This window comes from Photobacterium sp. Ph5, assembly GCF_022129445.1.
Classification (GTDB): domain Bacteria; phylum Pseudomonadota; class Gammaproteobacteria; order Enterobacterales; family Vibrionaceae; genus Photobacterium.
In genome coordinates this window covers 17,672-24,006 of record NZ_JADQAQ010000054.1, presented here as the reverse complement: position 1 = coordinate 24,006, position 6,335 = coordinate 17,672, and the positions used below count along the sequence as shown (strand labels likewise).

Below are 6,335 nucleotides of genomic sequence, written 5' to 3'. Positions count from 1 at the left end.
TTGAAGTATAGGAGATAATTTAACAGTAGCTGTTAAATAGTGGTAATCAGGTTTATTTATAAAGACAAACGTAGATACTCTGAATGCATTATTATTGATACAATAGTGGTAATAACATTATTGGGAACGTTATGTTCAAATAGGGGATGAAGCGTGCATGAATTAACCGAAAGCGATTACGATATCCTTCATGCAATGGAGAATATTGTTGATGGTATTGCTGCAATGTGGGGAGAGCATACAGAAGTGCTACTACATTGTTTGGATGCAAATAATCCATCAATTATTAAAATTGCGAATGGTCATATTACAGGGCGTGAAGTCGGTGCGCCAATCACGAATATTGCGTTAGTGAAGCTGAATGAAGGTAAAGATGTTTCTGATGCTTATATTACCAAAAGTCCTGATGGTAAAACATTGCGTTCGTTAACAACCATTATTCGAAATAAACAAAATAAAGCAATTGGTATGTTATGCGTAAATTCTAATTTAGATGCACCGTTTCAGTCGATGATGCAAAGTTTATTACCTAATATCCATTCACATTTTGAGTTTGGGGTAACATCTGAAACGTTCGCAAGAAATAATGATGAAATGATGCACAGTTCAATTGAGAATGTGCGAGAGCAAGTGGTGAGTGATAGCAGTATCCCACCATCGAAAAAAAGCCGTGAAATTGTCACTCGTTTACATGAGTTAGGTATTTTTGATTTAAAAGACAGTGCGCAAATTGCAGCGAAAGGGTTAGATATTTCTATCCATACTATTTATCGCTATTTGCGTGAAATCCGATCGCATTAAAATATTTAGACTCCAATATTAGAGCGTAGATCTACCAATTCCATTTATTATTTATTAAATGGAATTGGTATTTAGTTTAAATTATTTGTTAGTAATTATTTAATTTTAACTCTATATGTTACGTAGCCACTTTCTGCTGGTATTAAATTACCACTCAACATCCACTGAACGCCACCTTCATATCCTACTATGTTGTCACCATTAAGAGTGGTAACGTTGCAGCCAGTTAAACTCGTAGGTCTATTAACTTCAGGGAAAGAACAAAGAATGGGAGCATCTAATTTAGTATATTCAGGAACAACATCAAATAATGTAATAGAGTTAATATTCCCTAACCCATTATTAATAAAAAAGATTTTATATTCTAATATATCTCCAGGTTGAGCCTCATTACGGCGTTTTTCGGTGTCATTTTGAGTGATGTTTTTTACCGTTTTGGTGATTTCTAATTCTCCCGCGCCTTTAAAACTAACAATGAGAGTATCGGTGTTGCTGATTGTTTGACTAAGTGTACTGCTAGCAAAATCCATAGTGGCATTTAGTTGATAGCGATACATTGTATGTAAAGGCACATTATTAGGTACCATGATTTTTATAATGACACACACTTCTGTCGTGGTATTAGCACTGACAGATGTAGGGTTAATAATTAAGCTATCAGAGGCCGCTAACTCCTCATCACAGTTTGGATCAGAATAAATCATATGGCTCCATGGGTAGCCTGATGGTACGTCGGCAATATCCGTGACGTCAAAACTGACATTACCACTGGTATTAACCTGAAATTTATGACTAAAAAACACCGGAACGCCGAGCTCACCTTCGGTATAATTATCTGGTTCTAATGTAGGTACAGTTACTTTACCAAAATCAAGATGATTTAAAATATCCCCTGCCGTTGGTGTGACGAGAAGTATACTATCCGTAATTGAACTATTAACAACTTTACCGACTAAATTTAAAGACGCATCTGTAATATCGACTTCAGAAATATTGACCCAAGCAGCTTGAGATATTACCTGCAATTTGATTTGTTTATTGGCGAGTTCAACAGGGATAGTAAAAGAGTAGCTACCATCCCCCGATGTGATTGTTTGTTGGATCAGTTGATTTGGCACATAGCCGGTAATGGCACTATCGTCATAAATTGCTTTAACAATAAAATTTGCTAGCCCGCGTTCTTCTCCTTCTTGTGTACCATCATGCGCTATCGCAACGCCTTTGCCATTATCTTCAAACACCGTACCATTCAATATGATTTGATTGATAAGATTGAACATATAATCTTCAACTTCCCCGTTAGCAACGGTGCCTATTGGGCTATCACAGTTATCGGCAGCATCACATAATCGGAAGCGAATAAAACTATCACCATTATATCCCTCGGTATAAGCCGCATTAAGCGTTATAGGCACATTATTTATTCCATTAACAACACTATAATCATCTAATACTAATTCACCAGTATCGTTAAAATCACCGTCACCATTTAAATCAACGAAAATGTTAAGAAAGCCACTGTTCCCTGTGACAGTAATGGGAAGTGTTGTTGAGGTGGCAACAATAATATCGGCAGGGACTGGTATCGCAACACCATCTTCATCATCTTCGCCCGTGGTATTATCACCTGTCGCATCATCACTGTAAAAATAATACAGATCCGGATCCCATACCGTCCCCAATATTAAGTCTGGGGTACCAGAACCATCTACATCCTCATTACGGTGCCCGACTTTACCATAACTGCTAGGTGCATCACCTTTATCTATACTAGAGATACACCCTGCGGCATCATGAAAATCCACTCGAGTGTAATCACTTGGGATCACAAATGAGGCGTCTCCATTGAGTGTATTAATACGGTACATCCCTACTTTATTGAATAAATCGTAATCGCCATTACCATTAGTATCGTGATCACCACCAATCGTAAAGGCATAGAAATGATTCAAATCATCGGTCGCCACCGCCCCAGTCCAAATATTTGGCGCTTTGGCACCATTAAAGTTTAGCGGAATAGTGATGATGCTATCCGTCGTCGGATTATAACCGTATAATACTGGTGATGTTGGTTCGGTTTTCGCCCCCTCTATCGAACTGGCGTCAATGAAACCATTACCGGTTAAATCGACACTGTAAATTAAGCCATCATGTTCCGATACTGCCCAGTCAGAGCCAATACGAATACCATTAGGGTTGGTACCAATAATCTCTAGAGGAAGTTTCTTCACGCTGTAAGTCATGGCTGCTAAATCAATACTGATCAGACTGTCCCAGCGATTCATAGCAATATAATAAGTGCTGCCGTCACGTGAAATAGTCCCCATATTAGCAGTAAATTCTCCGCCGATATTTTCAGGTAAACGGTCGCCTTCATTGAGTACCACTGGACCACCACCATCAGTAGAATCAATACTGTAATTACCATCTGCATAAATGTAACCCAGCGGAATGAAACTTGTACCGCTGGTATCGGTTACAACCAGTGCAATATGGCTACCATCAACATAAGTGGAATACATTTTCCCTGTCATACGATCAAAGGCTAATCCATTCATTAAACGATAATTAACATTCGTTTTTATCGGATCAAACATAAAAGTAAACGGTTGATCTGGCTCTACCGATGAATAAGTGAAATTGTTGCCATCATCATTTGACTCGGTAACATAAAGTTTGTCACAGGTATTATTTAGATTAAGATCAGAAATAAAGATACGGTAATCTTCGACTTCGCCATCCATTACCTCTCCGAGAGGTGCATTACAATCGGTATTTGAGCAAACACGGACTCGCATGTAGGTATAGCCTAACGTTGCGGTCGTTGGAACCGTGATCGGATGGCTCACTGCGGTATTGGTGGTTACCGCAGGTACGTTAATGATAAGTTCACCAGGATCATCCCAGCGACCATTTTGGTTCCAATCTATCCACGCATACAGGTTAACATTACTGAGGTTTGAGCCAGGATCTAGCGTTGCCGTGATGGTGATATTTTGATTACTGCCAGGACGCATATCGGTGTTGTAACTCACACCATCTTCATCATTAGGGGCATCAGTGGTGTCGTCTTTGGTAGCGGATATATTGTGTAATGTTCCATCATCAGTATCCCAGACCGTACCTAACGTAATATCCACTTGGCTATCATTATCAAAGTTATACTCGTGATGGCGCGCGCCATTATCGGATTTAGTCGTATTGTAATTATTATTTCCTGTACCCGCAGCGCTATCTGGCGCATCACCATAATCAATCGCAATTAATCGAAATGTATAAGTACAGTTATAACTATTGCCATTAGTGACACTTAAAGGATTGGCACAAGAAAAGGAGACTAATTCATAATCACTAGAACCAGTCCATGTGAAAGTATATGAACTTGGCGTCATTGGTTTGGTTTCGCCAGAAGAAAAAGTAACCGCGATTGCCGCTGAATCGGTAGCGATAAGATCAAAATCAGAGGCTAAAGCCGAGCCATTTTCAACTACAGCATTAAGGGTCATACTGGCTTGCACAAACGAATAAGCGCGAAATCGGACTTTATCTAATGCTGCTCCCGAACGGCCATTAAAGCCTGCAACAGCTTGACCTGAAGGGGCGACCACACGATTATAAAAAGTGCCAGGGTAATTACGGTTTGGACCGATGATACCAGTTGATGGTGTAGCAGGCGCCGGCCCTATTTCTAATCGATTGGTACCTGAATTAAATATAACAGGAGCACAATAGAGCTTAAACCAGCCCATGACTGGATGTGTGGTTGTACTAGCTTGTACCCCGACAACCGCTTGATTGGCTGGGCAATCGCCAGAATATAATGTGCCTGTTGTTGGTCCTCCCCAAGGTGTCGTTCCTGCGGCAGTAAGGGTGGCGACATTACCGACAACGGATACTTGTGAACATTGTCCTCTTAGCGCAGTACCATCTAAATTACCACCAGTGTTTTGATTATAAAAATCAAAACCTGTCATTAATTGTCCTGATGGGCACATGCGTTCACCAAATTCACCACCACCATTTCCACCAATATCAAGTAGTGTACTTTGGTATACAAGTCCCACACCTTCAGCTGCATAAACTGGAGGGACTATATACAAAAATAGGTAGCCTAAAAAAACAATAGTTGTTAGTTTTATTTTGGTTAACATTATCTTTGGCATAGATAATACCTTATTGAATCTATATTAAGTCAGTCCTCATAGTTATAAAAATATCATTATATTTTTGTGAGATATTCTTTTTTTTAATAAACATTTTAACTTATGATTTTAATTTTCAAATTTAATAAAAAAATACCTTTTGTTTTAAATTAATTTATTATTATAAAGTATAAACGACATTTTGTTTATTATATGTTTTTTCTTTTATTTAATAGATGGTTTGACTTTTTTTAACTTATATTTTTATTTGAATGTAATTTTTTATCTCATCAATATACTTTCAATTTTATAAGTTTGTTTTATGAAAAAGAATATTGTATCAATATGTTGTAAGTTATTTATTATCATAACGATATTTTTATTTTCTACTGTTCTACATGCACAACAATGTAGTTCTGGGATCAGTGTGTCTAACGTCGAATATTATTTTGATGGGGATGATCAACCCGGTACAACAGGTTGGGGGGCGCGTAATTTAACCGTAAACCCAAGTGGATTAACAGGCAGCACGGGAACGGTAGGTCGAATTATTGTTAATTCGACGTGGGGATGGAACAACGGTAATCAGTAGACGAATCGTAATGATGCCACAGAAGCAATTAATATCACCTTAACCATTAATGGCGTGACGTATGCACGATTAACACCCCCCAGTAATAGTCAAAATACAGCGACATTATCGGCACTCAATAGGGCGACATTTACCAGTGGTGGAGGGAATGTCAATGTTAACGCGTTTAATCAATATACACATAACGCACAACTGTTGTTACCCAGTTCAGTAACCACTGTATACAGTGTGCAAATAGCGGGTACAGAAACCCCATTTCAACGTTCTGGTGGCTTTTCTGGTATCTCTGCTGGGGATGATGGCGGTATTCGTATCAATTCGATTTTACAGTGTGGTTTTGAAGCAACGGACGTGCCGAGTAGCTATGGAATAGCACGTCATAACAGAGATCTGATTGCCAATAATTTGCGCTTAGGGGCTAATGTCAGTTATGAGTCTGCCAATTTTAGCAGTGCGTTAGCAGATAGAGATACCTTTGATGATGGGATTAGTGGATTTCCACAAAACATGATTGATCCTGTTACTGGGGCGATCAGTTTAACGGCGATGGTAACGAATGGAACGGGAAGCAGTAGCCAACTTGCCGGTTGGATTGATTGGGATCAAGATAATGCATTTTAAGCAGATGAAGGTATTACGATTACGGTACCCGCCGCGGGAAGTTCAAATGCTGAATGTACAAATACTGGCGGTAATGACTTTTCTTGTACCTTAAATCTTATTGTTGCAACGGCAGATAGAACGAATAGTGGTTATTTTTTCTCGCGGTTTCGATTATCAACCGCATCATTAACGACAAG

General features: G+C 38.9%; 4 protein-coding genes. 3 read left to right on the top strand and 1 reads right to left on the bottom strand.

Translation table 11 applies throughout. The features are described 5' to 3' along the window. Positions 1–153: 153 nt before the first annotated feature. On the top strand, positions 154–801 hold the full coding sequence (locus tag I3259_RS16980) for a PAS domain-containing protein (protein WP_238030910.1): 648 nt from the start codon (positions 154–156) through the stop codon (positions 799–801). 95 nt (positions 802–896) lie between these two features. Here I3259_RS16980 and I3259_RS16975 read toward each other — a convergent pair whose 3' ends face one another. Continuing rightward, complete coding sequence (locus tag I3259_RS16975; RefSeq protein WP_238030909.1) at positions 897–4,964, bottom strand: GEVED domain-containing protein; 4,068 nt, start codon at positions 4,962–4,964, stop codon at positions 897–899. A 406-nt stretch (positions 4,965–5,370) separates the two neighbouring features. Between I3259_RS16975 and I3259_RS16970 the strand changes: the two genes are divergently transcribed. Both I3259_RS16970 and I3259_RS16965 read left to right on the top strand, forming a co-directional pair. Beyond that, a complete protein-coding gene (locus I3259_RS16970; RefSeq protein WP_238030908.1) occupies positions 5,371–5,535 on the top strand; it encodes a hypothetical protein in 165 nt (54 codons plus the stop codon). Between the two features lie 54 nt (positions 5,536–5,589). After that, positions 5,590–6,156: a hypothetical protein gene (locus I3259_RS16965; RefSeq protein ID WP_238030907.1), complete on the top strand. Its 567-nt coding sequence runs from the start codon at positions 5,590–5,592 to the stop codon at positions 6,154–6,156. Positions 6,157–6,335 lie beyond the last annotated feature (179 nt).

Bases quoted from the DNA above. Each gene is read 5' to 3' on its own strand.
- I3259_RS16975 (WP_238030909.1), bottom strand. From the start codon at position 4,964: ATGCCAAAGATAATGTTAACCAAAATAAAACTAACAACTATTGTTTTT.